We start from the raw sequence: 26,106 nt of genomic DNA, 5'->3' as shown, positions 1-26,106 counted from the left end.
TAGCCTCGACTTGAACCGTGTTCCAGGTGAACCACGGGATCTCGCTCGGGCGCCTGAACCCGAGCTGCCTGCGCCACGCGAAGCCCACGGGCGTGGTTGACGTCGCTGACAGGCCGTGCGACTTTCGCAAGTGTCGCGCAGGCCCCGCCTCGTGAGCTCTCGTCGGGGGCTCGACCCGCTCGTGAAGGCGGAGGGCGAGCGCACGCTGAGCGTCGGCGTGAAGGCGCTGCGGAGCGTGCTCGGGGCCGCAGAGGCTGCCGGGATCGACGGGAGCTCGCTCGCCCGGGCGCACGGGCTCACGCCGGAGGAGCTGCGCAACCCCGACTTCCGGCTCTCCTATCGCCGGTGGATCGCGCTCTGGGACGATGTCGTCGAGAGGGCCGGCGATCCGGGCGTCGGGCTCCGCGCCGCGGAGGCGCTCTCGATCGGCCACTGGGATGTGATGGACTACGTCGTCGCGTCGAGCGACACGGTGGGAGACGCCTTCCAGAGGTTCTCGCGGCACTTCGCCGTCATCAGCACGGCCGTGCGCCATGTCCTTCACGTCGATCGCACGGAGGCCCGGCTCGTCCGGGAGCACGTCCCCGGCGCGGCCCCGCACCGGGTCGCGACCGAGTTCGGCTTCGCGAACATCGTCCTTCGCTTCCGCGCGCTCGCCGTCACGCCGTTGTCGCCTTCCTCGATCCAGTTCCGTCACCCGCGCTGCGCCGAGCTCGAGGCGTACACCCGGATCTTCGCTTGCCCGGTTCGATTTCGAGCGCCCGGCGACGCGATCGTCCTCCCGCGCGCGGCGCTCGCGACGCCGATGAAAGGGGCCGCCCCCGAGCTCTGTGCCGTCCTCGAGCGCCACGCCGCCCTCCTCGTGCAAAAGCTCCCGCCCGCCCAGGCGAGCCTCGTGGAGCGCGCGCGGCACGCGCTCGCCCTCGAGCTGCACGGCGGTGCTCCCAAGCTGGCGACGGTGGCGAAGCGGCTCGGGCTGAGCGCGCGCACGCTGCAACGACGCCTCTCGGAGGACGGCTTTCCCTTCCGAGCGCTCGTCGAGAAGACCCGCGAAGAGCTCGCGCTGCGCTACCTGGAGGATCCCGCCCTCGGGCTCGCGGAGATCGGCTCGCTGGTGGGCTTCTCCGATGTGAGCGCGTTCTACAAGGCCTTCCGGCGGTGGACGGGGAGCACGCCGGGCCAGCTCCGCGAGCGCTCCATGGCGTAGCGCGTAGCCGAAGGCACCCCCGGACAATCGATTGGCGTGGCGGCACAATGCCTGGGGCGGCCCGGGTTCGTACGCTCCGGTCATGCGCTCGTTCGCCCGCCGCTGTTGTCTGACGTGCGTCGTGCTCGCCTCGGGCTGTCTGGATCCGGACGCGCCAGGAAACCTCGTCCCGAGGACGGTCGCGGAGGACGACACGCTACCTCGCTTCACCCTCCGCGACGGCGCCCTCATTCACCTTCGCACGCAAGGGGACCCGCAAAACCCCACCCTCATCACGCTGCACGGCGGCCCCGGCGGCGACATGCGCGGCATGCTCGGCCTCGGCGCGCTCTCCGAGCGGTACTTCGTCGTCCACTGGGATCAGCGAGGCACCGGTCTCTCGGAGCGCGTCCCTTCATCGGACTTCACCGCCGAGACGTACGCGGCGGATCTCCACGAGCTCGTCCAGCGCTTCTCCCCCGACGCGCCGGTCACGCTGTTCGGGCATTCGTGGGGCGCCATGTACGCGGCCCTCTACATCCAGAGGCACCCCGACCGCGTCGGAGAGGCTGTCCTCAGCGAGCCGGGCTTCCTGAACGCGGCGATCGCGAACGAGACCGAGCTCTTCACGTTCGGCCTCACCGCCGAGGGGTTGAACGATCTCGGTTGGTCGGAATGGGCCATGAGCCCCGACGGAGATGCGCGCGCAGACTTCCTCCTCTCGTTGGGACAGGGCTGGTCGCAGCCAGGGTATTACGAAGACCCGGACGACCCCGACAACTTCAAGGCCTTCCGCCTGGGCGCGCGCGCGATGCGGGACCTGCAGAGCTCGGCGAAGACGGACGGAGAGTGGGACTTCGATTTCTCTTCCGGCCTCGACCGCTTCTGCAAGCCGGTGACCCTGATCGGAACGACGATCAACACCGTCATCGGGTTCGAGCAACAGGAGAGCCGTCACGCCCCTCTTTTTTGCGACGTCGAGCTCGTCCGCATCGAAGGCGAAGACCACGGCTGGGTGAACAAGCACCCCGATCGTGTCATGGAGGTCCTGCGCGCCCATCTCGGCGCATACGAGGGGGCGAGATGAGGGCCGTCGCCCTCGCCACGGCGATCGCCGCGACGGCGGTCTCCACGGTCGCGTCGGCCGCGCCCATCAGCGGGTATCAAGGGGAGCAAGAGAACGCGACGCACGTCAATCTCGGATGGAACTCCGCGCCCGCTCTGGAGCTCGCCTACGGGCGAGCGATCCCGGTGGAACGGCTCGTGCGCCGCCTCGACCTCGAGATCGGGCTGACGCTGCCGGTCTTCCTCGTGCCGGCGCTCGACTCCTTCCGCCTGGAGCCGGCGGCGCGCGCGACGCTCTTGCAGCACGGCGGCTGGGGGCTCGCCGGGCGCCTGGGGCTGCCGGTGCAGACGGGCGACAACCAGACGTTTCGGTTCGTGAGCGTGGGCGCGCACCCCGGGCTCGCAGGCGGGTATTTCCAGCGCGGCTGGTTCATCGCGCTGGAGGTGGAGTACACGGCGATCCTGAGCACGTACATCGCGGCAAGCGATCGCGCGCGCGCGACCTACGAGGGCATTCGCGACGGCTTTTACGCGCCCACGGGGGGCTACCTCGACGCGAGCCTCGCGTTCGGGTTGTCGATCGGATCGAGCGTCGAGCTCGGGCTGCGCGCGGGCTATCGCTCCACCCACGGCCTCGAGCCCCCCCCGCTCGTCCCCTTCCGCGCCGAAGTGGGCGTGTCCTACGCGTTCGGAACCTCGGCGGCGGCGCCGCCCCGAGAGATCACGCAGTAGCGTGGCGCACGGGTGGCCGTCCCCCGCTCGCCTGTGACATGGATTTTCTCGGCGGGCGCGCGCCGCGAGCGCGCTCGGTGGAAGCGGCGCGCCGTTGCGCGAGGGCTCGCGACGGCGGGCGGCCGGCGAGCCACGCGCGCCGCGCCGCGGCGGTCTCCTTGTGCGGCCGCCGCGCTCGGATCACGAGGCGCGCAGTCGCCCGTGGCGGGCGCGGGCCGAACGAGGCCTTGGCAATCAGCGGCGAGGTGCGGGCGTCGTCGCCTGCGCCTCGTCCGCTGCATTGCCTTGTTGGGCGGCCTCCGGGCCACCGCTACGCGGAACGATCGAGACGTGGTCTGTGGCGCTGCCTGCTTCAAGGCGTCGAAACGCCTTGAACAGCTCGTGAACGTCATAGCCACATTCCTTCGCAATTTCGTCGCGAATTGCGCGAACTTCATCGACGATGGCATCGCGAATCATTTCTCCTCCTGTGGCGACAGCTCGTCTGGTGTGCAGATGACGGGCGGTCGAAACCCACTGTCTCTACACACGGACTCTATGCGTGGCCGCATCGGATCTCATCGGCGAGCTCCGGCTCGTCGGCGAGCAGTCCTAGGAACGGATCGTCCGGTGGGTCCGCCAGCCCCGCCGGCTCGCTCCGGGTGCCGCCCAGCTCCCGAACGATGCGTTCGATGAGCGTGCGCTGCGCATCGGTCGGAAGACTACGGATCTCCTGAAAAATTTGCTCGGCGTCCATCATGCCCAACCTCCACTTCCGCCGCTGTCCAGTCTACCATGTCGCGCCGTTCCCGCCGTTCCCGTCGCTGCAGCCGCTCTGGGGACGCAGGCAGCGCCGGAGGCCGGGCCCCCGTCAAGGGCAGCCTCGGAGCGAACGGTGGCGCAGGGCTCGCAGGAGCAGAGGCTGCAGCCGCGCCCGACTGCACCCCACCCCTGCCCAGTCGAGCGCGATCCCTGGCGGACGGAGCGCCGTCGTACCGAGAGCCGTCGTCATGAGGCCCCGCGCATCCTGGCCGTGGAAGCGGGCCCCGATCGAGAGCGAGGCAGGCGCCGGTGGATTGCGCTCCCGCTGCGCACGTGTCCACGGCTCTCGTTCGTCGGGCCTGGGGAGGCCGCGGTCACGCAGGCCCACCCGTTCAGCATGACGCCCGGCGGCCCAACGTAGCGGGAGTTCAGCTGTGGCGCGAAGCGCCATCAGCTGCAACTCCTTGTTGGGCAGGTGCAGATTCCACGGGCGGCCTCAACGTCGCTAGGTCCAGCCCCCATCGACGTTCCGCGCTCGCGATCGTCTTCAAAAGTCCTACGTACGGATTCGAGGGGAACACTTCCCGATTCTCGTTCACAACGCCCAGAGGCACTACGTCACCGCCCAGCTTCTCGAGAAGAAATTTCATCTCGGAAGACACCGCATCGCTCGTCGCCTGCTGCCATACGCGTGCGAGCAGGTCGAGGAAGACCGTGCCTCGTGGTGTGACTTGGTAGGCTGCCGATCCTAAGGGCGCCGCGACTAGACCTGCCCCCGCTAGCAGCATGAACTTCTCTCGAATCGGTGCAGCACTGACGCCAAGATTGCGAGCCACCATGGAAAAGTTCGTCGGTTCGCCTTTAGCCGCCTCGCACAGGACAGCCAAGTTCAGACCCGGGATCCCGCTGGCCTTGAGAAAGAACGCGACGTCGTCTGCGCTGAGATTTCCGAGAACAACGTTTAGGAGGATATCCTCCACGATCTGCGACTCCAGTACCCGCGCGACCGCCCCTCGCTCAACCTCACTGTCTGCGTCGAAGTCAGATGGAATCCAGAGCACTTTCAGCTTGAAAAGGTCCTGCGCTCGTCCACTCCGACGGTAGTCATGAATAACCTCCTCCAGCGCAAGTCGATGCCGTACTTGATCACTCGCAACATACAGCCAGATGTCAGCCTCGCCGTCAGTGACCATGGTTCGAATGTCCTTCTCTAAGCCCTCGGAGTGCTTCCACAGGACCTGGCCGACAAGAGGACGCTTCCAGTCGCGTTCGAGCATGCATGCAAGATCGAACCGCCTACGATCCGATTCGGTGCAACCGTAGAGGCGCAGGCGGGCAAACCGATTCAGGACAGCGACGGTCTCGGTCTTCAAGAACGCGTGTTCAGGAGCTTCTGCCATGGTGCGCTCCAGTTACACTCTGCCCAACGACTGCGGTTGTTCTGCGGGGCGCCACGCGGAGCGGAGCAAGGCTCGGCGCGCCGTCAGCACCAGCCGCATAGTTGGCCTGTGCTCCGTGCTCAGAACGGGATGTCGTCATCGCCTGGTCCCGGTTTGGTGAATTTGGGCGCCGGGCGCAGCGCCGCACGCCGCGCGGCCACCGCTGCTTTCGCGCGTCCCTTCGTGCAGCAGTTCTGTGCTGTGTCGGTCCCCATGTCGGCGCGTTGAAGCCAGGAGCCGCACGTGGCGCACTCCGGAATCGAGTACCATTCGGCGCCACAATCGCCACAGAACCGGGTGTCTGTATACGCGGTACCGCACTGCTCGCAGTGTCGCTTCAAGGCCTGACCGCATGAACCGCAGTGGTTTGCCTTGGTCTGATCATAGACATTCGGACCGCGGTAGTACCCATGGGGCGACCAGCTTGCACCGGGGCAGCGGGTGTTCACACAGAGTGCGCGGGTCTCGGCGTTGAGCAACGTCGGACGTGCAGAGATCAGCGGTCGAAGGGCGTCTAAGAACTCCTCCGCAGATTGGTAGCGCGCGTCTACCTGCTCGGCGCATGCGCGCTTGACGACGGTTCTTACGCCGAGTGGAAGGTGCGCGAGCTGCGCTTCGATTCGATCCACCAGAAGACGCGGAGTTCCGCTCAGCATTTCAAGCAAAACGATCCCGGCCGCGTAGAGGTCACATCGCTCGTCGACCCGAGCCATGTCACGGCGCTGCTCGGGACACATATAATCAAGCGTGCCGAGACCCTCCCCCGTCGCAGTTGCGCGCGTCGCCCCCGGCAGGTCTTCGAGTGAAACTCCAATCGAAAAGTCAATGAGCACGCAACGCCCACCACTGAGCATGACATTCTCCGGCTTCACGTCGCGATGAATGATCCGTTCGCGATGCGCGGCGCGGAGCGCGTCGAGAACCTCAGCGGCATAACGAAGCGCAAGATCAGGTTCGAACGTGCGCTTCTTGTCGAGTTCATCGCGCAAGCGGTGCCCCTCGATGAACTGAAGCACCGTGTAAGGAACGTCGATCTTCGGGATGGCGCCAGTCGTGAGTACGTATGGAATTGCCGGATGCTGAATATGAGCGAGAAGGACGGCCTCGCGCTCGAAGCGCTTGCGCAGAGCGGGGTTGTTTCGAGCTGCGAGCCCATCAAAGAACTTGACCGCCACGGGGCGACCAAGGCGCGTCTGGATCGCCTTGACAACAGTACCAGAGAGCCCGCTCCCGATCGGGCCCTCCGTGCGGAATCCCTTGGATTCCAGATACTTCGTATATTCCGCAGGAATGTTCATGCCATCAGCCTCGGGTCACATCGGCCCAACGACTGCCGCTGTACCGCGGGCCGGGCTGCCGAGCGAAGCGATGTTGCCCGGGCCGTCGGACACCAGCGGCTTGTTGGGTAGAGCTTCCATTGTGGTCGCGCTACTGCTCCGTGGTCAGTGCCTGCTCAAGCCAACGGCGCACCGACCAGATCGGCGTGGCTCGAATAAGATGCGTTCCGGCTGGGGAGGGGTTGCGTCCCAAGACGATCCCAAGGAGGCAGGGCTGGCGATCCAAGACCATCCACAGGCCGGAGCCGCTGCTTCCCTGGAGGTCGCGAACCCCTCCTGTAGCCACCTCTCCTTTGAGCTGGGGGAAGTCCTTGTCATTGAGAGTCACGATCCTCTTCTCGGCCATGTCGGCGACCAGCTCACGTTCCACCACCTGAACCAGGGGGCCCAGGCCCGTGTAGATCGGAGCTTCAAGATAGACGAGCCCGTCGGGATACTGGTGACCACGGGCCTTATTTCCCAAGAGTCCATAGATGAACGCCGCCACGCCCTCGCTTGCGTCCAACTTCTCGGGAGCGAACCACGAACTGTCAGCGAGAACGTAGGGGGTCTTGCCGGAGCCAGTGTCGTTGGCGTCCGTTCCTTCGAACACGGCGATGTCGAGATCCTGAGTTGCACTCAAGAATCGAAGCGAATGAACCTGGTAGCGCGTATTCTCGTCGATGACGCTGTTCTGCACGCGAGTGGGTGACGTGAAGTATGCGTGCTCAGCCCTGAGTGCGTGATTGCACGTCAGCACCAGTCGCCTGCCGTTCCAATCGATGTGGATGCAGGATGCGAGCGCGGCGTCACCTCCGTCCTTTGGAACTACCAGGATCACGTCCGTGTGAGCACGCGCTGTCGCGCACACAAATTCGAGGAGTCGCTGAGCCTCGTCATCAGAAATTTGAGCCATGGTGGTCTCCTATGGGACCGGGTACGATTCCGCTCTTCTGCCCAACGTCGCAATCAGCTGTGATGCACGACATATCCACGCATTTTCCCATGTAGGCCGCGAACCGTGGTACCCTATCTCCATATTCCCGAGGATAAGTCACAGCCCATCATGGCCTATCTCCGCAATCCTGCAGATAGGCCGCGACCTTCCGCAGCCTATCTGCAGGATTGCGGAGATAGGCCGCTGCTGCGTAACTACGTATTCCCGTTGCTAGGTCCCGGACGGCAACGGCGTGTCGTCGCGCGAGATTCGCGCCGACGGCTGGGTCCCCCGGGCGACCAGAGCCCGGTCGACGTATCCCCCGGTCGCCGCAACTCGCGCCCGCCTCGAGCCGATAAGGGCCAGTGCGGGACCGACGAACCGGCCCTATGCACGCAGGACCATCCACGTGACCCTCATCGAAGCCGTACGCACCACCATACGACGCCTGCATGACTCTCGGCGCACCGAAGCGGCATATGTCCACTGGCTCCGGCAATTCCTCCGCTTCCACAGCGGCAAGCCCCCACGGCAGATGGGCGCGGAAGAGGTCACGGCCTTCCTTGACGAGCTTGCGGTCGCACGCCGCACCGCGGCATCCACGCAGAACCAGGCGCTGTGCGCGCTCCTCTTCCTTTACAAGCGGGTTCTCGACCTGCAGATATCCCGGCTCGAAGCGCTCGAACGCGCACGCCGGCCGGAGCACCTCCCCTCGGTCCTCTCGCGACAGGAGACGCTCACCTTGCTCGAACACTTCGTCCCGCCTTTTCGACTCATCGGCGAGCTCCTCTACGGAAACGGCCTCCGGCTCCTCGAAACGCTTTCGATTCGTGTCAACGACGTCGACCTCGATCGACGACAAACATCGGCAGTGCAAAGGGCCGTGCACGATGCCGGACGCGCGGCGGAGCTCGCCAAGCGCGCGACATGCCGACCCTTCCGCCAGAGCTTCGCGCCCCACCTTCTCGAGGCGGGCATCGACATCCGGACGATCCAGACGCTGCTCGGCCACAAAGATGGGCGGACCACGATGATCGACATCCACATCGTCGACCGCGGCCCTCTCGGCGTCATCAGCCCCCTTGACCGCTGACCGCCGGGTCAGCGGGGAGCGCCTTGAGCTCCGACCCCACCCCGTCGTCCCGGCCCCACTCATCGTGAAAGATAGCGTACCTGACGGCTGCGCCGCCTTGTCAAGGAGACCAGCGCGTGCTCGTGCGGGCTCCACACCGGACGACTCGAGCTCGGCCGCGGCGTCCACGCCGCGCGCTCGCGATGGGCATCCCCCTCGCCGATCCCGTCATCGTCACGCCCACCGGGGCAGCTCCGTCCAGAAGCAGGCGGGCGGCCCAGGATCTGGGCGCCAGCGTGCCATCGGCGATGCCGCGCGCCACGCACGTGCGTGGGCGCCGCCTCGTTCCGCAGCGGCCTCGAAGCGCTTGCCCAACGTTCGGGATCACTACGCGCGGGGTCGCGCCTTGCGTGGCCGGCCCCGCTTGACCGGCGGAAGCTGCCGCTGGCGGAACAGCACCCCAGGCCGGACGCCGAGCACGTCGGCCAGCCTCACAAGGACGGCCACCCCGACGTTGGTCTTGGCGCGCTCGACCTTCTGCAGAAATCCGAGGGCGATTCCGGCTGCGCTGGCGAGCTCTTGCTGCGTCATGCCGCGCTTCAGGCGGATCCGGCGGACGTTGGCCCCGATGAAGCCGAGCACCTCCTCCAGCCGGGCATCAGGCATGGCGAAGGCGTCGTCTCTCCTGCGACCTGGAATAGAATCTCCTATGTCTCATTCGTGTTGGCGTGCTCCCACCGCCGTCGGCCTGACGACGCGCGAGATCGCGGCGGCGCTCGCGATCCCGAGGCCGACGGTGGCCACGCGGCTCCGCCTCGCTCGCCGCCTCTTCGCCCGCTCGCTCACCCGCGCTCGGAGGTGGCCCCGATGAGCGGCGCCCCCGTCGACGCCCCCGCCGAGACGGCGGCCGAGATCCCGACCGCGACCGAGGCCGGACTGATCCCCGTCAGCTCCGGGAACGCTGGGATCGTCGGGATGCACATCGCCGGGTTCGTGGTGGCCCCCTTCGACCAGACCTGGTTTCATTCGGTCGGCGACATCGAATCTCAGCTAGGAGTCACCGTTGCGTTCTGATTGGAGCCTCGCCGCGGCCCGACCGCTCGCCGCTTCCCTCCTCCTCGTGGCCGGGTGCAACGCTCCTACACCGGGGAGCGGCGGCGATGCAGCGACCACCGGCGCGAAACCACAGGGAGCCCCGGCCTCGACGTCGGCCGCGCCGTCGTCCTCGAGGCCGGAGGCCGCCCCGGCGGCAAGTCGATCGAGCGAGGTCCATCCCGCCGTTGATCGAGCGGCCTTCAGCCCGGTCACCCTCGAGACGATCCAGCGCGCGCAGCACAAGATCACCGGGGACCACGCGGTCGGCGTGAACCTGCAGCCCTACTGCGAGCCGGAGGTTCAGGCGCCCGGCAGCACGAGCCCGACCGGCGAGATGGCATGGCCAGCGCTCCGCGTGACCGACTACCAGCCGCTGCACGATTTGCTCTCGAAACACCCGTCGTTCATCGGGGTGGTGCCCGAGCGGAAGCGGCGGTCGATCGTCGTCGTCTTCGAGCCGGACTTCCAGGATTGGGCATCGATCCAGGCCCAGATCCCGGTTCCAAGGCGCGTCCCGGTCGAGCTGCGTCCCGGCTGTCACACGCGGAAGCAGAGAGAGCTCGCGCAGCAAGCGCTCGAGGCGCTCAGGAAAGAGCCGGCGGTCGGCTCGGCGTTGCACGCATGGGCGCCCGATGCCTCGATCGCCGGCCTCCGTGTCTTCGTGCTGCCGGGAGACACGGCGACGGCGGCGCTCGTCGCCGAGCGGCTCGGCTCGATCGCGAACGTCTGGTTCAGCAGGCCCTTCGGGAACCACTGAGCTCCCGCTGCTCGACCGGGGCGCGGACCGCCGTCATCGTCACGCCGAGCGGGCGGTACCACCCCGTCCTGGAGTAGCCATCGCGGAGCCATCTCCGCGACCACGTCGAACCGTGGCGAGCTCCTCCGGATGCCCCGGCGGGAGCCCGAAGCGCTGCCGCACCTGCGCGATGCCGACGCCCACGCCCCCTGCTGCGAGCGCGAGCGGCCAGGGCTTCCCGGTCGTCTGCCGGATGAACGCGCGCACCCGCCCGACGTCCTCGAGGACCGCCGTCAGCCGCGCCGGATCGTTGAAGTTGTTCACGAAGGCGTTCGCGAGCGCCTGCTGCCCGCTCGTGTTGTCCGCCCGCCCGTCGCTGCCGTACTGCGCCATGAGGAGGTGGGCCATCGGAGGCGAAACCCCGGCGAGCAGGATGTTGTTGAACCGGTCGGTGGGCCCGCCGTGCCGCGCGTAGAAGCGATCGAAGGTGCGCGTCATCCAGTCGGCGTCGAACGGGCGCTCGCCGTGCTGCACGATGCACTCGACCAGGTTGCGCGCCATCTTGTTGCCGTTGTTGGCGCCCTGGCCGCCGATCGGATCGATCGACATCGCCGTGTCGCCCAGCGGCGTCACGATCCGGCCGGAGGGCAGCCGTCCGACGGGCTTGCGCACCGCGGGGACGACCCGCCCGTTCTGCCATCCGTGTTTGTCCGACAGCTCGGCTCCCCTGAACCACTCGTAGTCCCAGGGGATGAGCTCCTTCACCAGCCCCTTCGCGATCGCGATGATCTCCTCGCCCGACTTCGCGCCCTGGAACCTGTCCAGCGGCCCGCCGGGCACCGCCTCGACGAGGCAGTTCCAGCTCGGTCCCACGTCCTTGTGGTGGTAGGGCACCCAGAACGCCTCGCCGATGCCCGCGAACAGGTTGAACTTGACCGGGAGCATCGGGATGCCGTCGAACCCGAGCTTCGGGCCGATCACGCACATCATGACGACGTTGCGCTGCGCCTCCGAGTGGACGCTGCGCGCGGCGTCTCGCTCGAACAGGTTGCACAGATCCCCCCGTCCAGCGGCGACGACGGTGAGATCGTTCTCGGCGGCGATCGCGTCGAGCCGCGGGATCGTGACGGGCTCGATCGCGATCTTGCCGCCCCGCCGCTCGAGCTCGAGCATCCACCGGTGGCTCTGGAGCCGGAGATCGATCGCGAAGAAGTGCTGCTCGAGGCGGCCCGCCAGCGTCAGGAGGCGGTTGCCCGGGGTGGCAGACGCGGTCACCTGGGCGCCGTGGCCTCGGGGCGCGGCGTCCTCCCAGAAGGCCAGGCCGAGCTCGCGCTCGAACGCGAGCGCGACGTCGAACCGCGCCGCGGTGCCGGTCGGCTTTGACTCGTTGAGCCACTGCTCGGGCGTGCGATCCGAGTAGAGCGTCACCTCGTAGCCGGCCTTCACCAGGGCGTGCGCCGCGAGCAGGCCGGCCTGTCCAGACCCCACGATAGCTATCTTCCGCATGAGGAACCCCCGGGTTGGTTTGGTCTGCGCTCGCCTCACGGGCGACGCGCGCCGAGCCATCCGAGTCGGTTCGCCGTCAGGGCCACAGCAGGCGTCTCGAGCAAGGAAAGCCCAGTCAAGAGAGACCGTATCACCCGAGCCAGCCCCGCAGGAAGCGCCCACCACGCGCGCCCGCATGCTCCGGTGCCGCGCATCGATCCCCGATCCCCGTTCCCCGTTCCCCTCGCGCCGCGCTTCCCGCCGGAGAGAGCCCTCGGGGGGAGGGGGCGTCGCGCGGGGGGCGAGGGGGAGGGCCCCACGAACCCGAGCGCCGGCCCGCATCGCAGCCAGTCCTCATGGACTCGCCAGCTCCGTACAGCAGGCCATTGCCACCAAAAGGCGCGAGTTCGTGGGAGGGCCCCCCTCGCCCCCCGCGCGACGCCCCCTCCCCCCGAGGGCTCCGCTGCAGTCAGTCCACGGAGCGCGCCGCCACCGAGCCCGCCCGCCGGTTGCGAGGCGCAGCCGCTTGGAGTAGCGTCCGCGCCGCCGCGGGGCTGAGCGATCCAGTTCGCCCAGCTCCAGCGGACGAGCCGGGCGTCTGGTGCGCGCCCCGGCTCGCGCGGCTCCCTCCGCGCACAGGAGACGAGAATGGCCCGAGGTTCGACAACGACGCGCAGCGAATCGGACGCTGCCGAATCGCTCATCGGACGGGGCGCCCGCATCCGCGGGCGCGTCCATGGCGACGGCTCGCTCCGGGTCGAGGGGAGCGTCGAGGGCAACATCCAGCTGGCTGGCGACCTCGAGATCGAGGACGGAGCGACGGTCACCGGAGACGTCGAGGCGAGCTCGCTCGTCGTGTCCGGCCAGCTCACGGGGGACGTCGCGTCGCGCGGCCCCGTCACGATCCGGGCGACCGCGCAGTACGCCGGAAACGTGGGCGGCAGCGAGGTGATCCTCGAGGAAGGCGCGGCGTTCGCCGGCCGCATCGAGGCGGAGTTCGACCTCCCGGCCGAGCTCTCGGAGCGGAGGACCGGCGGGCGCGGGCAGGCCCCGCGGCGTGAACCGGCAGGGCGGTAGCGCGCGTTGACGGACGAAGAATCGCGCCGCGAGGGCGCGGCGAGGAGCACGAACGTGGCGGGTACGATCATCGGAAACGGGCTCACGATCGAGGGCGAGATCACCTCCGACGAGGAGGTGATCGTCGCCGGGACGGTGCGCGGAAAGCTCACCGTCGAGGGGCCTCTCACCATCGACGCAGGGGCGCTGATCGAAGCGGACATCGGGGCGGCGTCGCTCCAGGTGGGCGGCAACGTGACCGGCAACGTCACGGCGGCCGATCGCGTCGATCTCCTCGCTGGCGGTCGCCTCGTCGGCGACGTGAAGGCGTCGCGGCTGACCATCGCGGACGGAGCCTCGTTCAAGGGCAACGTCGACATGGACGTGTAGCCGATGGCCGCCCAGTCCTCGATCGGGCCGACGACGGCCATCCGCGGCAACGTGCAGGGCGACGGGGATCTCGAGATCCTCGGCCGCGTCGAGGGGAGCGTCGTCATGACCGGCGACGTGACCATCGGCGAGGGCGCGCTCATCCAGAGCGACGTCCGCGGGCGGCGCGTCGTCGTCCGCGGCGCCGTCGCCGGGAACATCTCCGGCGACGAGGCCGTGATCCTCGAGCCCGGCGCGCGCGTCGTCGGCGACCTCGGCGCGCCGCAGATCGGCATCCACGCGGGCGCGCTGGTGCGCGGCAACGTCACCACCGGCGCGCCGCTCGCCGTGGCCGCCGCCCCCGCCCCGGCGCGGACCGCCGCCGCTGCACCTGCGCCGCGCGCCGCGGCGGCGCGGCCGGCGCGTGCGCTGGCGGAGCAGCGCGCGCCTGCGCCGCCCGCCCGGCCTGCGCCGCGCGCCGCGCCTGCCCCCGCGCGCCCCGCGCCGGCGGCGCGCCCGGTCGTCGAGGCGAGGCCCGCTCCTGCGCCGGAGCCGCGCCTCGCGGCCGTTCACGATGACGAGGAGGCCGATCTGTCGGCCTCGGCCGCCGGCGAGGGTGACGAGCCCGAGGCGGCCGAGAGCGCCGGCGGGCCGCCGCCGCCCGTGGTCCCCGCGCTCCGGAAGGGGGCCGCGAAGGCCTCGCTGCGCAAGCGGGGCGGCCGGTGAGCGCCGCCGGCGCCTCGGAGCGGGAGCGGCTCGTCGCGCTGCTGCGCGAGCGCTCGTTCGAGCAGAAGCGCGTCGTCCTCGCGTCCGGCCGGGAGAGCGACTTCTTCATCGACTGCAAGCAGTCGGTGCTGACCGCCGAGGGCCACGCCCTCGTCGGCTCGCTCATGTTCGAGGCGCTCGGCGCGCTCCCGCGGTGCGAGGCCGTCGCCGGCGTCGAGCTCGGGGGGTGCCCCCTCGCGAGCGCTGTGTCGCTCACGAGCTTCCTGCGCGGCCGCCCCCTCCCCGCGCTCTACGTGCGCAAGGAGGTCAAGGACCACGGCTCGCGGCGCCTCGTCGAGGGCGATCGCGGCCTCGTGCCCGGGATGCCCGTCGCGATCCTCGAGGACGTGATCACGACGGGTGGCTCGACGCTGAAGGCGGTCGAGAAGCTCCGCACCGCGGGCGCCTCCGTGGTCGGCGTGATCGCCCTGGTCGACCGCCTCGAGGGCGGCGCGGAGGCGATCCGCGCCGCGGGGCTGCCGGTCGTCGCGATCTGCACCCGCCGCGACTTCATCCCGGACACCCCGCCCGGCTGAGGCTGCGCGACGCGCAGCCCGGCCGAGGCGACGGCGCGCTGCCCGCCGCCTCGGCTGCGCGCTACTCCGCCGCCTTCGCCTGCGGCTCGCCGAGGAGCGGATAGCCGAGCGCCTCGCGCTGCGCGACGTACGTCTCGGCGACCGCCCGCGCGAGCGCGCGGACACGGCCGATGAAGCGCTGCCGCTCGGTGACGCTGATCGCGCCCCGCGCGTCGAGGACGTTGAAGCGGTGGGCCGCCTTCACGACGAAATCGTAGGCCGGGAGCACCAGCGCCTTCTTCGGATCGATCGCCGCCCCCTTCGCCGCCGGATCCGCGCCCCGGTACAGGAGCCGCTTCACCTCGGCCTCGCAGACGTCGAACGCCGCGAAGTGCTCGGCGATGTCGGCCTCCTCGAAGTTGTAGGTCGACCACTCCCACTCGGCGCGCTGGTAGATGTCCCCGTAGCGCACGATCTTCCCGCCCCTGTCCGAGTAGACGACGTCGTAGATGCTGTCCTTGTCCTGCAGGTACATCGCGATCCGCTCGAGCCCGTAGGTGAGCTCGCCGGACACGGGGCGGCAGTCGATCCCGCCGATCTGCTGGAAGTAGGTGAACTGCGAGATCTCGAGCCCGTCGATCCACACCTGCCAGCCGAGCCCCCACGCCCCGAGCGTCGGCGACTCCCAGTCGTCCTCGAGGAACCGGACGTCGTGATCGAGCGGGTTCGTGCCGATCGCCCGCAGCGACTCCAGGTAGAGGTCCTGGATGTCGATCGGGCTCGGCTTGAGGATCACCTGGAACTGGTGAAACTGCTGCATACGGTTCGGGTTCTCCCCGTAACGACCGTCCGCGGGCCGCCGGGAAGGCTCGACGAAGGCCACATTCCAGGGCTCGGGGCCGAGCGCGCGCAGGAACGTCGCCGGGTTGAAGGTGCCGGCGCCGACCTCCGAGTTGTACGGCTGCACGATGAGGCAGCCGCGATCGGCCCAGAACTTCTGCAGGGTGAGAATGAGGTCTTGGAAGGTCATGGGAGGGCCGGTTCTTAGCCTGGATCGCGCGCGCAGGCGACGCCCCGCGTAGCGTCGCCCGCACGGTCCGCCCGGCGCGCTGCCTCCAGGCCCGCGCGCCGCGCGCCGCACCGGCGCCCCCGCCGCCATCCACCGCCGCCCGCGACCACCCCGTCGAGGACGGCCCGCCTCGATCCGCCCCTGCCGCCCGGAGGTCCGCAGACTGCTTGCGGTTGACCGGCGAGCGGCGTAGGTTCCCGCGCAATTATATGGGAGCCCATGGTTCTTCGACGGCGCGCCGGAAGAGCCCCGCGCGGCAGGCCCCCGGCGGGCCCGACGCGCAGCGGGTCATGGATGCGATCCGCGCGATCGTACAGCGCCTGCGCGTCTCGTCGCGCGCGTGCGAGCGGCAGCTCGGCCTGAGCAGCGCGCAGCTGTTCGTGCTGCAGCAGCTCGATCAGGCCGCCGCGTCCTCGATCGCCGAGCTCGCGCAGCGCACGCTGACGCACCAGAGCTCGGTGTCGGTCGTGGTGACGCGCCTGGCCGAGCGAGGGCTGGTCACCCGGCGCGCCTCGCCTGAGGACGCGCGCCGGACCGAGATCTCGCTCACCGCTGCCGGCCGCGCGCTGCTCCGCCGCGCGCCCCGCACCGCGCAGGCCGAGCTCGTCACCGCCGTCGACCGCCTGCCCGCCGACGAGCGCAGCGCGCTCGCGCAGAGCCTCGCCACCCTCGCCCGGGCGCTCGGCGCCGGCGACGAGGCCCCCCCGCTGTTCTTCGAAGGCGAGGAGACCCCCGCCGGAGCCGAACCCGAAGCGACAGACCGCGAGGAGAGCTGAATTGTCCAGATTGAACGCCCCACCCCCACCAGTCACCGAGAGCATCCCGGTCGCCCCCTCGATGGGCCCGACCCTCGAGGACCTCCGCGTCCCCGCGCCCAGCGCCGCCGTCGACCGGCGGGTCGTCCTCGTCAGCGGCCTCGCGATCGCGCTCGGCGGCGTGGCCTTCCTCGCGGCGGAGCTGCTCACCACGCTCATCGCCGTCATCACGAACCTCGCGTTCTTCGGCCGGCTGTCCGCCGCCCCCGCGTCGCCCGCCGAGCACCACCTCGGCCTCCTCGTGCTCGTGGTGCCGATCCTCGGCGCGCTCGTCGTCGGCGTGATGGCGCGCTACGGCTCGCAGGCGATCCGCGGCCACGGGATCCCGGAGGCGATGGAGCAGGTGCTGTTCAACCAGAGCCGCATCCCGCCGCGGATAACGCTGCTCAAGCCGCTCTCCGCGGCGATCGCCATCGGCACCGGCGGTCCGTTCGGCGCGGAGGGCCCCATCATCGCCACCGGCGGCGCGCTCGGCTCGCTGGTCGGGCAGCTGCTCCGGATCACCGCGGACGAGCGCAAGACGCTGCTCGCCGCGGGCGCGGCGGCGGGCATGTCGGCGACCTTCGGCAGCCCGGTGGCGGCCGTGCTGCTCGCGATCGAGCTCCTGCTCTTCGAGTACCGCCCGCGCTCGGTGATCCCCGTCGCCCTCGCCGCGACCACGGCGACCGCGGCGCGCCTCTGCGCAGGCCACACCGCGCCCGCGTTCGAGATGGCGTCCGTGGCGCCCTCGACCGGCCCCGCGCTCGCCTTCTACATCGTGCTCGGCGCGGTCCTCGGCCTCGCGGCGATGGGCGCCACCCGCGCGATCTACGCGATCGAGGAGGCGTTCGAGCGGCTGCCGCTCCACTGGATGTGGTGGCCGGCGATCGGCGCCGTCGCGATCGGCGTCGTGGGTTACTTCGCGCCGCGGACGCTCGGGGTCGGGTACAGCAACATCGACGACATCCTGAGCGGCCGCCTGGCGCTCGCCGCGCTCGTGTCGCTCTCGCTGATGAAGTTCATCTCCTGGTCGATCGCGCTCGGCAGCGGCACCTCGGGCGGGACGCTCGCGCCGCTCTTCACCGTCGGCGGCGGGCTCGGCGCGATCCTCGGCCTGGCCGCGAGCGCGCTCCTCCCCGGGCTCGGCGTGGACGCGCGCGTCGCCGGGCTCGTCGGGATGGCGGCGATCTTCGCGGGCGCGTCCCGGGCGCTCCTCGCGTCCGTCGTCTTCGCCTTCGAGACGACCCGGCAGCCGATGGGGCTGCTGCCGCTGCTCGGCGGCTGCAGCGCGGCCTTCCTCGTCTCCAGCCTGCTGATGCGGCACTCCATCATGACGGAGAAGATCGCCCGCCGCGGCGCGCGCGTGACGGTCGAGTACGCGGCCGATCACCTGGCGCAGATCACCGCCGGCGAGGCCGCCTCGCGCCCCGCCGTGACGCTCGCCGCCGACGATACGGTCGAGGCGGCCCGCGCCTTTCTGCTGTCGCAGGCGGCGGGCTCGCGCCACCAGGGCTTCCCGGTCGTGGACGATCGGGGGGAGCTCGTCGGCGTGGTCACCCAGCGCGATGTGCTCACCGAGCAGGCCGGTACCATCTCGATCCGCCACCTGGTCCGGCGGCCGCCCGCCGTGGTGTTCGAGGACAGCTCCTTGCGCGAAGCCGCCGATCACATGGTCACCGAGGGGGTGGGGAGGCTCCCTGTCGTGTCCAGGCAGGCCCCCCGCAAGGTCCTCGGGATCCTGACGCGCAGCGATCTGCTCGACGCGCATCGGAGCCGGATCGACGCCGGCAAGCGCCGCGAGCAAGCCCTTGCCGCCGCGAGGCGGCGCGGAGGTCCGGCCATCCCGGACCGGGCCACCGTGGGGCAGAGCTAGTCCACGAAGTAATCGCGATCGCCCGCCAGACCCTGCTCGAGCGCGGCCATTCCCTTGGCGACGTCGAGCTTCACGCCCTCTCGCTGGAAGCTCATGCCCATCGCGTAGAGCGTCTTGAACAGGTTGTGCGAGCGGCACTGCTCGCCCATCTGGCCCACACGCACGATGTTGAGGCCGAAGGCGCCCGAGATCTCGACGCGGAAGGCCTTGGTCATGTACTCGCGGATCCGCGCGCTATCGACGCCGGACGGCAGCTTGATGGCGAGCACGCTGTTGAGGCGCACGTCCTTCGACGCGAACAGCTCGAGCCCCATGGCCTCGAGGCCCGCCTGCATGGCCAGGGAGCTCATCTCGTGGCGACGGAACCGCCGCTCGAGCGTCTCCTCGCAGACGAGGCGCAGCGCCTCGTGCAGCGCGAGCACGCCGGGCACCGGCGCCGTGTAGTGGTACTGCTGGTAGCCCCAGAACCGCTGCGCGCGCGTCGCGTCGTAGCACCAGTGCGGGCGCGGCAGGGGGCGCTCCTCGACGACCTTCCACGCGTCCTGCGAGAACGCGCAGGCCGAGACGCCCGGGATCGACGACAGCGCCTTCTGCCCGCCGACGATGCCGACGTCGATGCCCCACTCGTCCATGTGCACCGGCATGGCCGTGAGCGTGACCACCGCGTCGACGATCGTGAGGGCGCCCTGCGTCTTCGCGAGCTTGCAGATCTCCGGCATCTCGACCATGCGGACGCCGCAGGACGTCTCGCCGTGCGCCATCGTGACCACGTCGTAGCGCTGCTTCTTCATCGCCTCACGCACGTCCGCGAGCGACACGGGCCGCCCGGGCGGCCCCTCGAGGAAGGTGACATCGGCGCCCACGCCGAGCGCCATCTCGCCGAGGCGCCCGCTGAACGTCCCCACCTTCAGGCAAAGCACCTTGCGCCCGGGCCAGCACAGGTTCGCCACGGCCATCTCCATCGCCGCGGACGCGGGCCCGGCGAGGCCGAGGATCTTGTCGCTGCGCGTCTGGAACGCATAGGCCGCCATGTACTTCACGTTCTGGATGACGCGGTCCATGGTGGGGCCGAGGTGATTGATGATGACCCCGTTCGCCTGGGCCACCGCCTGCGGGATGGGCACCGGACCGGCGCCCATGAGCAGCAGCGGCTCGGACGGCAGGATCGCGGCGAGGGGCGTGATCGGCGGGGGCAGGATCGAGAACGACATGGCCAGGACCTTGGGCAAAAGCGCGGAGCCCGCTAGCAAGCCCAAAGCCTCCTGCGGCGTCAAGCGTTACCCGGCGAGCGGACGCGGCGCCGGCGGAAATGCGGTGCTGGCGCCGGAGTCCGCGCCGCAGGCCGCCACAGGCCGCCGAAGGCCCTGCTCGTCGTACGACCCTGGGGGGTGGGCCGTGCGACGGGCAGGGCCCCCTCCAGCCTGCCGAGCGAGAGGGGGGCGCGCCGCGCCGCCTGAGCCGAGATCGCGCTCACGGGTCGCGGCGCCTCCTCCGCGCCTCCTGCTCTCGGCCCGAGGTGCTCCCGGACGTTACAGATCGCGGCGGCGGATCGAGAGCTCCTTCGTGCAGCGCCGTGGGCCGGTATCGGGCGTGGCGCCTCAAGAGAGGATCGCTCGGCCCGCTCATACCACCGTACGGCGCCGCGCGATCGCCTGATAACCGGCGGTCAGCACGATGGCGCCGATGAGCGACATGAAGAAGCCAGCCGGCTCACCCTCACGGTACATGAACAACATGCGGCCGAGCAGCCCGCCGATGAAGGAGCCGACAACGCCGATGATCATCGAGACGACCCACCCGCCCGGCTCACGTCCAGGGACGATGAGGCGCGCCAGAGCACCGACGACGAGGCCAAACAGGAGAAAGAGAATGAACGACATGATGAACCTCCCAGAAAGGAGCGAAGTGCTCCTCGTTGCTATGCAGGCTGTTCAGCAAGCGCCGCGCCATGCCCTGGAGTCCCGGCTCTCCACAGACGCCCAGCCGAGCTGAACGCCGCGGACAGAGCGCTCGCATCGCCGCATTCACCGCGAAATCCGACCGCAGCGCGGGTGCGCCCCCAGGAGAGCGCGGGCCGTCCGGTCGGACCGTGGGATTGCTTGCTTGGCCGCCGCGTGGCGTATTGCCTCAGGCGAGCCGAGAGGCAGAGCGCGAGCGAGGTAGCCTGCCCCAATCGCCCTTCCGCGTCCTCGAAAAGACCGTTCGGCATGCGATGGCGCACCGGTTGCTAGATCTGGAGGTTGCCAATGCGAGGTCGACGGCGGCGGCGCGCCGCAGAGAGGCTCTGCGGAGGCCACGCCACGAGAGGATGCAATGAGCAACGCAAGCGATCGCAATGAAGGGGCCGCCGAAGAGATGGGCGGCAAGATCAAGAAGGGCCTCGGCCAGCTGCTCGGCGACGAGCAGATGGAAGCGGAGGGCCGCGCCAAGGAGCTCCGAGGAAAGGTACAAAAGGAGGACGCCAAGGCGGAGGAGCGCGCGAAGGGCGCGGTCGAAGAGGCCGCCGGCGCGATCAAGAACCGAGTCGGCAAGCTGGTCGATAACGAGCAGATGGCCGCCGAAGGGAAGGCCAAGGAGCTCAAGGGAGAGAACCGCCAGAAGGCCAACCAGTAACCAGCGAGAGGGCGCGCCCTGGCGCCGCCCGCCGGAGGTCCGGCGGGGCGGGCCGCCTCCGGCGCCGCCCTAGCCGCTCACCAGGCGCGCGCGCGGCCGTCTCCGGCGCTGGCCCGGGGGCCCGGCCGTCACGCCTCCGTCGCCGAGACGCCGTGCCGCTGGAGGAGCTCGCGCAGGTGGCTGCGGTCCATCCGCGCCGCGCGGGCCGCGCGCGAGAGGTTGCCGCCGTTCGCGCGCACGAGCGCCGTGAGGAACGTGCGCTCCCAGCGCGCCACGGCGCGCTCCTTCGCCTCGCGGAACGACAGGTTGAGCTCGTCGTCCCGGGGCGCCGGGAGCGCCGGGGCGCCGCTGTCCACCCCCTCGGAGCCCATCACGGCTTCGCGGAACAGCGCGGGATCGATCATCAGCACCGCGCGCTCCACCGCGCCGCGGAGCTCGCGGACGTTGCCCGGCCAGTCCTGCCGCATGAAGGCCTCCAGCAGCTCGCCGGGGGGGCTCTGGTCCTGCCCTTGCGCGAGCTGCCGGTAGAAATGCGCGGTGAGCATCGCGATGTCGTCGGGGCGCTCGCGCAGCGCGGGGACGCGGAGGCGGACGATGTTGAGCCGGTAGTAGAGATCCGACCGGAAATTTCCGCGGTTCACCTCCTGGCGGAGATCGCGGTTGGTCGTCGCGATGACCCGGATATCGAGCTTGGTCGGCTCGATCGTGCCGATGCGACGGATCTGCCGCTCCTCGAGCACGCGCAGGAGCTTCGGCTGCATGTCGAGCGGGAGCTCGCCCATCTCGTCGAGCAGCACGGTGCCGCCCCGCGCCGCCTCGAAGGCGCCGGCGCGCGCCGCCTGCGCGCCCGTGAACGCCCCCTTCGCGTGCCCGAAGAGCTCGGCCTCGATGAGCGTCGGCGGGATGGATCCGCAGTCGATCACGACGAACGGCCCCCCAGCGCGCGGGCTGCTCTCGTGGATCGCCTCGGCGAGCAGGCCCTTGCCCGTGCCCGTCTCGCCCTCGATCAGCACCGTCGAGTCCGACGCGGCGATCCGCGGCAGCGCCCCGAAGATGCGGCGCATCGCGGCGCTCTGCCCGAGCACCCGGCCGTACCGCTCCTCGTCGCCGAGCGGCTCGCGGATCTCCTCGGCCAGCGGCTCGAAGCGGAGCGTGGACTGCCCGACCCCGAGCAAGGCGCCCGGCAGGAGATAGGCCGCCTCGATGCGGAAGCCGGAGAGGGTCGTGCCGTTCTTGCTGCCGAGATCGCGGAGAAAGAACCCCCGCGGGGTGACCGAGATCACGCAATGGTGCCGCGACACCGCCCGGTCGGTGAGGATGAGCTGGTTGCCGGGCGCCGTGCCGATCACGAACTCCGTCGCGTCCGACGTCTGGGACGCCCCGGCGTCCGGGCCGGCGGTCACCTGCACGCGGAAGCGGCTGAACGCGATCTCCTTGGAGCGGACCTTGAGGAGCGCCGTCTCGGCGCTCGGGTGGATCTTCGGCTCGGACGCCATTTCGCCAGTCTACCACAGGGAGCGCGGCGCGAGATCGCCCGCCGGTCCGCTCGCCCCGGCGCGCGCAGCAGCGCCGCGTGGCGTTGACGTCAACGCGCCAGCGCCGCGCCCCGGCGGCTCGCGCCGGAGAGCTCTGGCTCGCCACCGTCAGGGCCTTTGAACCCGTGACGATAACGCGCCGGATAGGGGCAGTGTGGACCCCCATCGTAAACACAATTTCTTTTGCTTTCTCTTCTAGAAGGATAGGAAGGATGGCCGACGGCCGGGCCCGGCAGTCACGGCAGGCGCGCGCGCTCGCCAGCGCTGTGGCGAGCCCGCCTCTCGCGGCGCCGCCGCGCGCGCGGACTCCCCTTGTCGCTGCGGCGCGCGGCGGCTAAGAGGTCTCCCCATGATGCGAGGCGCGCGCAGCGATATCACGAAGGCCGTCGGCGACACGCCGATCGTCAAGCTGAACCGGGTCACCGAGGGGCTCGAGAGCGACATCTATGTGAAGTGCGAGTACCTGAACCCGGGCGGCAGCCACAAGGATCGGGTCGCGCTGAACATGATCCGCGACGCCGAGGCGAACGGGCTCAAGCCCGGCGGGACGATCGTCGAGGCGACCAGCGGCAACACGGGCGCCGCGCTCGCGATGGTCGCGGCCATCCGGGGATACAAGTGCGTCTTCGTCATGCCGGACAAGATGTCGCAAGAGAAGATCGCGACGCTGCGCGCCTATGGCGCCCGCGTCGTGGTCTGTCCCACCGCCGTCGAGCCCGACGACCCGCGCAGCTACTACCAGGTGGCCAAGCGCATCGCCGACGAGACGCCGAACTGCTTCTACGCGAACCAGTACCACAACCCGTCGAACCCCGAGGCCCACGTCCGGTCCACCGGCCCCGAGATCTGGGCGCAGTGCGGCGACGAGCTCGACGTCTTCGTCGCCGGCATGGGGACAGGGGGCACCCTGAGCGGCATTGGCAAGTTCCTCAAGGAGAGGAAGCCAGAGATCAAGATGGTCGGCGTCGACCCGGTCGGCTCGCTCTATTACGATTACGTGAAGACCCAGCGGATCACGAAGCCGTTTGCCTACAAGGTCGAGGGGATCGGCGAGGATTTCTTCCCGAGCACGATGAACCTCAAGATCATCGACGAGATCATCCGGGTCGACGACAAGGAGTGCTTCCTCATGACGCGGGACCTCGTGCGGCTCGAGGGCCTCTTCGTGGGCGGCTCCGGGGGCGCGGCGGTGGCCGGCGCGATCAAGTATGCGCGGCAGAGCGGGAAGAAGGAGAACATCCTCGTTCTTTTGCCCGACGGCGCGTCCAAGTACATCTCGAAGATCTTCAATGACGACTGGATGCGAGAGAACGGCTTCCTCGAGGAGGACAAGGGCCTCGGGACGGTGCGCGACCTGCTCGCCGTCAAGCCCAGCGGGGCGGTGGTCACCGCCGACGCGAACGCCAGGGTCCGCGAGGTCATCGACATGATGAAATCGCACGGGATAAGCCAGCTCCCGGTGACCCAGGACGGCAAGCTGCGCGGGATGGTCCACGAGATCGACCTGCTCCGGCACCTCGTGACGGGGAGCGGCACGCTCGACTCGAGCATCGGCGGGCTCGTCGAGAGCGACTATGCGACCGTGACGCCCGCGACGAAGGTCGAGCTCCTGAAGGGCGTCCTGAGCGACGCGAAGATCGCGCTCGTCGTCGACAAGGAGACGGTGCTCGGCGTCGTGTCCAAGATCGACCTCATCGACTATCTTGCCCGCAAGGCGACGCCGGCCATCGGCTGAGCGCCCGAGCTCCGGCTGGAAAGGGACCATTGCGGTGACCTACGATCTCGACACGGTGCGGCGCGCGCTGCACGACCATATCGCGAAGGAGATCCTGCTGCGCAAGGCGCCGCTCGCCCTGGACGAGGATCTGTTCGCGGGCGGGTCCGGCTTCGACTCGATGTCGCTGACGCGGGTGCTCGTGTTCATCGAGCAGCGCTTCGGCGTGAAGATCCCGGACGAGGAGGTGGACCTCGACGCGGTGTCGACCGTGGACAGCATGGCGCGCTTCGTCGCCGGCCGCATCGCGGCCGCGCAGGGCTAGCGGGGAGCGGGTGGCCGGCACGTTCCGCCTGCGCGCCGAGGACCTGGCCGCGCGCGGCGACGCCGTCGCGCTCGCGTCGCGCGGCGCCGCGGTGAGCTACGCCGAGCTCGCGGCGCGCGCGGCGGCCGTGGGCGCGGCGCTCGGCGGGGCGGGCGTGCGCCCGGGCGACCGGGTGGCGCTGCTCTCGCTGGGCCGGGCGCACGACGAGCCGGTGGCGCTCGCCGGGGTGCTCACGGCCGGCGCCGTGGCGGTCCCGCTCGACGCGACCGCGCCGCCGGCGCGGCTCGGGCGGATCGCGCGGGCCCGGGGGTGCCGGGCGCTCGTGCTCGACGCCGCGGCCGCGGGCCTCGCGGCCGGCATCGACGCCGAGCTCCGCGGGGGCCTGCCGCGCGTGGAGCTCGACGCCGAGGGGCGCACGCTGCGCGGGGCCGCGCGCGCCGGTGCGGACGGCGACGACGGGACGAGCGACGGCCGCGCCCGCGACGACCGCGCGCAGGACGTCGCGTGCATCCTGCACACGTCGGGCAGCACGGGCGAGCCGAAGCCGGTCCCCATCACGTGGGCGGGGCTCGATGCGTTCACGGCCTTCTGCATCGACCTCGTCGGGCTCACGCCGGCGGATCGGGTCCTCCGCGTGGCCGAGCTCGTCTTCGATCTCGCCTGGTTCGACCACCTCGCGACGTTCCGCGCGGGCGCGACGCTCGCGATGATGGCGCGGCGCGACCTCGCCTCGGGCCGCGCGCTCCGCGACGCGGTGAGCGCGCTCGCGCCGACGGTCATCTACGGTGTGCCGTCGATGTTCATGAAGCTCGTCGCGGCGCTCCCCGCGGCGGACGCGGGCGCGCCGGCGCCGGCTTTCGCGCTCTCGCCCGTGCGCGCCATCCTCTTCGCCGGCGAGGTCTTCCCGCCGCGCGAGCTCGCGGCCCTGGCGGCGCGGGCGCCCGGCGCGGCGCTCTACAACCTCTACGGCCCGACCGAGACGAACGTCTGCACGTTCCACCGGGTCGACCGCGCGGCGCTCGACGGGGCGAGCGAGGTCCCGATCGGCGTCGCGTGCCCCTACGCCGACTGCGCGCTGCGCGCGCTGGACGCGGGCGGCGAGAGCGGCCAGGTCATCGAGGGCCCCGGGACGGGCGAGCTCGTGGTCTCGGGGCCGACGACCGTGGACGGCGGCCCGTACCGGACCCGCGACCGGGTGGAGCGCAAGGCCGACGGGCTCTTCTACTTCCGCGGCCGCATCGACCGGATGGTGAAGATCCGGGGTTATCGGGTCGAGCCGGGCGAGGTCGAGGCCGCGCTGGCGTCGCACCCCGCCGTGCGCCAGGCCGCGGTGATCGCCGTGGAGGACGCGCGCCTCGGCAAGACGCTGCGCGGCTTCGTCGCCCTCGCAGGGGACGCGGACGATCGCTCGCTCAGGCTGTACCTAGCGGAGCGGCTGCCCCCGTACATGGTCCCGGACACGATCGTCGCGATGGACGAGCTGCCGCGGACCTCGACGGGGAAGATCGATTATCGCGCGCTCCCCGGGTGAGCGCGCTCGGGTGGTCATCGAGGTGCCGTTCCACTCACCTCCGTTGAGCTTTATGCCATCGAGCTTCACGCCCTCGCCCCCATCGCGCCGCGGAGCACGCCGCGTCGCTGGGATTGCGGCGGTGACAGGCGCGCCCGTCACCG

Annotated in this window: 26 protein-coding genes and 1 pseudogene; 16 read left to right on the top strand and 11 right to left on the bottom strand. The window is 70.2% G+C overall.

The features are described from left to right. Positions 1–151: 151 nt before the first annotated feature. The 3 genes from WME73_RS02525 to WME73_RS02515 all read left to right on the top strand — a co-directional run bounded on the left by WME73_RS02525 (position 152) and on the right by WME73_RS02515 (position 2,983). Positions 152–1,207, top strand: coding sequence for an AraC family transcriptional regulator (locus WME73_RS02525; protein WP_437743968.1), 1,056 nt, complete (start codon positions 152–154; stop codon positions 1,205–1,207). 82 nt (positions 1,208–1,289) lie between these two features. Continuing rightward, positions 1,290–2,273: an alpha/beta fold hydrolase gene (locus WME73_RS02520; RefSeq protein WP_437914619.1), complete on the top strand. Its 984-nt coding sequence runs from the start codon at positions 1,290–1,292 to the stop codon at positions 2,271–2,273. After that, a complete protein-coding gene (locus WME73_RS02515; RefSeq protein ID WP_437914618.1) occupies positions 2,270–2,983 on the top strand; it encodes a hypothetical protein in 714 nt (237 codons plus the stop codon). The genes WME73_RS02520 and WME73_RS02515 overlap by 4 nt, the downstream gene beginning before the upstream one ends. 234 nt (positions 2,984–3,217) lie before the next feature. Here WME73_RS02515 and WME73_RS02510 read toward each other — a convergent pair whose 3' ends face one another. From WME73_RS02510 to WME73_RS02490, 5 genes are all read right to left on the bottom strand, one after another. Next, positions 3,218–3,442 carry a hypothetical protein gene (locus WME73_RS02510; protein WP_437596559.1) on the bottom strand — a complete coding sequence of 75 codons (225 nt, stop codon included), beginning with the start codon at positions 3,440–3,442 and terminating at the stop codon, positions 3,218–3,220. Between the two features lie 76 nt (positions 3,443–3,518). Continuing rightward, positions 3,519–3,722 carry a hypothetical protein gene (locus tag WME73_RS02505; RefSeq protein ID WP_437743965.1) on the bottom strand — a complete coding sequence of 68 codons (204 nt, stop codon included), beginning with the start codon at positions 3,720–3,722 and terminating at the stop codon, positions 3,519–3,521. 430 nt (positions 3,723–4,152) lie between these two features. Continuing rightward, positions 4,153–5,124, bottom strand: a complete 972-nt coding sequence (locus tag WME73_RS02500) for a hypothetical protein (protein WP_437914617.1) — start codon at positions 5,122–5,124, stop codon at positions 4,153–4,155. 119 nt (positions 5,125–5,243) lie between these two features. Beyond that, positions 5,244–6,461 (bottom strand): protein kinase domain-containing protein, encoded by a 1,218-nt coding sequence (locus WME73_RS02495; protein WP_437743963.1) that lies wholly within the window; start codon positions 6,459–6,461, stop codon positions 5,244–5,246. A 130-nt stretch (positions 6,462–6,591) separates the two neighbouring features. Beyond that, positions 6,592–7,395, bottom strand: a complete 804-nt coding sequence (locus WME73_RS02490; RefSeq protein WP_437743962.1) for a hypothetical protein — start codon at positions 7,393–7,395, stop codon at positions 6,592–6,594. A 430-nt stretch (positions 7,396–7,825) separates the two neighbouring features. Here WME73_RS02490 and WME73_RS02485 point away from each other — a divergent pair, with 430 nt between their 5' ends. After that, positions 7,826–8,509, top strand: a complete 684-nt coding sequence (locus WME73_RS02485; RefSeq protein ID WP_437914616.1) for a phage integrase N-terminal SAM-like domain-containing protein — start codon at positions 7,826–7,828, stop codon at positions 8,507–8,509. A 366-nt stretch (positions 8,510–8,875) separates the two neighbouring features. Here WME73_RS02485 and WME73_RS02480 read toward each other — a convergent pair whose 3' ends face one another. After that, positions 8,876–9,154, bottom strand: a complete 279-nt coding sequence (locus WME73_RS02480; protein ID WP_437914615.1) for a helix-turn-helix domain-containing protein — start codon at positions 9,152–9,154, stop codon at positions 8,876–8,878. 201 nt (positions 9,155–9,355) lie between these two features. On the opposite strand from WME73_RS02480, the gene WME73_RS02475 reads away from it, so the two are divergent. Beyond that, entirely contained in the window at positions 9,356–9,562 is a 207-nt protein-coding gene (locus tag WME73_RS02475) for a hypothetical protein (RefSeq protein WP_437914614.1), read from the top strand. Then, complete coding sequence (locus tag WME73_RS02470; protein ID WP_437914613.1) at positions 9,552–10,340, top strand: hypothetical protein; 789 nt, start codon at positions 9,552–9,554, stop codon at positions 10,338–10,340. The genes WME73_RS02475 and WME73_RS02470 overlap by 11 nt, the downstream gene beginning before the upstream one ends. Before the next feature lie 132 nt (positions 10,341–10,472). Here the strand turns inward: WME73_RS02470 and WME73_RS02465 are convergent. Further along, positions 10,473–11,825, bottom strand: a pseudogene (locus WME73_RS02465) (styrene monooxygenase/indole monooxygenase family protein); the annotation flags it as partial. 627 nt (positions 11,826–12,452) lie between these two features. On the opposite strand from WME73_RS02465, the gene WME73_RS02460 reads away from it, so the two are divergent. Genes WME73_RS02460 through pyrE form a run of 4 tightly spaced genes read left to right on the top strand, consistent with a single transcriptional unit; the run spans position 12,453 to position 14,530 of the window. Next, positions 12,453–12,881, top strand: a complete 429-nt coding sequence (locus WME73_RS02460; RefSeq protein WP_437914612.1) for a bactofilin family protein — start codon at positions 12,453–12,455, stop codon at positions 12,879–12,881. 54 nt (positions 12,882–12,935) lie between these two features. Further along, positions 12,936–13,250 carry a bactofilin family protein gene (locus tag WME73_RS02455; protein ID WP_012233083.1) on the top strand — a complete coding sequence of 105 codons (315 nt, stop codon included), beginning with the start codon at positions 12,936–12,938 and terminating at the stop codon, positions 13,248–13,250. A 3-nt stretch (positions 13,251–13,253) separates the two neighbouring features. Then, positions 13,254–13,955 carry a bactofilin family protein gene (locus tag WME73_RS02450; protein ID WP_437914611.1) on the top strand — a complete coding sequence of 234 codons (702 nt, stop codon included), beginning with the start codon at positions 13,254–13,256 and terminating at the stop codon, positions 13,953–13,955. Further along, the gene (pyrE, locus tag WME73_RS02445; RefSeq protein WP_437743957.1) at positions 13,952–14,530 is read left to right on the top strand and encodes an orotate phosphoribosyltransferase; all 579 of its coding nucleotides are present in this window, start codon (positions 13,952–13,954) and stop codon (positions 14,528–14,530) included. The genes WME73_RS02450 and pyrE overlap by 4 nt, the downstream gene beginning before the upstream one ends. Positions 14,531–14,591: 61 nt before the next feature. Here pyrE and glyQ read toward each other — a convergent pair whose 3' ends face one another. Continuing rightward, the gene (gene glyQ / locus WME73_RS02440; protein WP_437861842.1) at positions 14,592–15,539 is read right to left on the bottom strand and encodes a glycine--tRNA ligase subunit alpha; all 948 of its coding nucleotides are present in this window, start codon (positions 15,537–15,539) and stop codon (positions 14,592–14,594) included. Between the two features lie 248 nt (positions 15,540–15,787). On the opposite strand from glyQ, the gene WME73_RS02435 reads away from it, so the two are divergent. Beyond that, complete coding sequence (locus WME73_RS02435) at positions 15,788–16,354, top strand: MarR family winged helix-turn-helix transcriptional regulator (RefSeq protein ID WP_437743955.1); 567 nt, start codon at positions 15,788–15,790, stop codon at positions 16,352–16,354. Positions 16,355–16,415: 61 nt separating this feature from the next. Further along, complete coding sequence (locus WME73_RS02430; RefSeq protein ID WP_437917344.1) at positions 16,416–18,245, top strand: chloride channel protein; 1,830 nt, start codon at positions 16,416–16,418, stop codon at positions 18,243–18,245. Here the strand turns inward: WME73_RS02430 and WME73_RS02425 are convergent. Beyond that, positions 18,242–19,456, bottom strand: a complete 1,215-nt coding sequence (locus tag WME73_RS02425; protein WP_437743954.1) for a pyridoxal-phosphate-dependent aminotransferase family protein — start codon at positions 19,454–19,456, stop codon at positions 18,242–18,244. The two genes, WME73_RS02430 and WME73_RS02425, sit on opposite strands and share 4 nt — an antisense overlap. Positions 19,457–19,867: 411 nt before the next feature. Beyond that, on the bottom strand, positions 19,868–20,125 hold the full coding sequence (locus WME73_RS02420) for a GlsB/YeaQ/YmgE family stress response membrane protein (protein WP_437549160.1): 258 nt from the start codon (positions 20,123–20,125) through the stop codon (positions 19,868–19,870). A gap of 433 nt (positions 20,126–20,558) precedes the next feature. Between WME73_RS02420 and WME73_RS02415 the strand changes: the two genes are divergently transcribed. Then, the gene (locus tag WME73_RS02415) at positions 20,559–20,858 is read left to right on the top strand and encodes a CsbD family protein (protein ID WP_437914610.1); all 300 of its coding nucleotides are present in this window, start codon (positions 20,559–20,561) and stop codon (positions 20,856–20,858) included. Between the two features lie 128 nt (positions 20,859–20,986). On the opposite strand, the gene WME73_RS02410 is transcribed toward WME73_RS02415, so the two are convergent. Then, positions 20,987–22,354 (bottom strand): sigma 54-interacting transcriptional regulator, encoded by a 1,368-nt coding sequence (locus WME73_RS02410; protein WP_437914609.1) that lies wholly within the window; start codon positions 22,352–22,354, stop codon positions 20,987–20,989. Between the two features lie 388 nt (positions 22,355–22,742). Here WME73_RS02410 and WME73_RS02405 point away from each other — a divergent pair, with 388 nt between their 5' ends. Genes WME73_RS02405 through WME73_RS02395 form a run of 3 tightly spaced genes read left to right on the top strand, consistent with a single transcriptional unit; the run spans position 22,743 to position 25,963 of the window. Further along, positions 22,743–24,128: a cystathionine beta-synthase gene (locus WME73_RS02405; protein ID WP_437861801.1), complete on the top strand. Its 1,386-nt coding sequence runs from the start codon at positions 22,743–22,745 to the stop codon at positions 24,126–24,128. A gap of 34 nt (positions 24,129–24,162) precedes the next feature. Further along, positions 24,163–24,432, top strand: a complete 270-nt coding sequence (locus tag WME73_RS02400) for an acyl carrier protein (RefSeq protein WP_012233072.1) — start codon at positions 24,163–24,165, stop codon at positions 24,430–24,432. Positions 24,433–24,442: 10 nt separating this feature from the next. Next, on the top strand, positions 24,443–25,963 hold the full coding sequence (locus tag WME73_RS02395) for an AMP-binding protein (RefSeq protein WP_437914608.1): 1,521 nt from the start codon (positions 24,443–24,445) through the stop codon (positions 25,961–25,963). Positions 25,964–26,106: the final 143 nt, after the last annotated feature.

This window comes from Sorangium sp. So ce302, from assembly GCF_051530145.1.
In the GTDB taxonomy this organism is placed as follows: Bacteria; Myxococcota_A; Polyangia; order Polyangiales; family Polyangiaceae; genus Sorangium; species Sorangium cellulosum_B.
The sequence above is the reverse complement of the archived record's forward strand: the minus strand, read 5'-3'. Positions and strand labels throughout refer to the sequence as shown.